Source organism: Mesorhizobium sp. M8A.F.Ca.ET.161.01.1.1, from assembly GCF_004792105.1.
Classification (GTDB): domain Bacteria; phylum Pseudomonadota; class Alphaproteobacteria; order Rhizobiales; family Rhizobiaceae; genus Mesorhizobium.
Map to the genome: position 1 here is coordinate 1 of NZ_SRTD01000338.1, position 317 is coordinate 317.

The 317-nt window shown below is 61.8% G+C and carries 1 pseudogene; it reads left to right on the forward strand.

Features of this window, described 5'->3' with window-relative positions:
• Positions 1-224: pseudogene (locus EN804_RS35970) on the forward strand (MFS transporter); the annotation flags it as partial.
• Between the last annotated feature and the right edge of the window lie 93 nt (positions 225-317).

Below are 317 nucleotides of genomic sequence, written 5' to 3' on the forward strand. Positions count from 1 at the left end.
CGCGGCTGATGGATGTGGCGCAGGATGCGCAGACGCTGGCTGCCGCCTCGAACCATTCCGCCTTCAACATCGCCAATGCGCTTGGCGCCTGGCTCGGCGGCCTCGTCATCGCCATGGGCTTCGGTTACGCCTCGACGGGTTATGTGGGCGCCGTTCTTTCCCTTCTCGGGCTTGGCGTTTTTCTTGTCTCCGTCACCGTAGAGCGGCGTCAAAAGGCGGCTTGACCCGGCCCTTTCGAAGCTTACGGAAAATTCACAATCGGGCGCTTGACTCTTTCCGGTTTCAGGCGCAACACGGCCATACGCGCATGCCTTGCG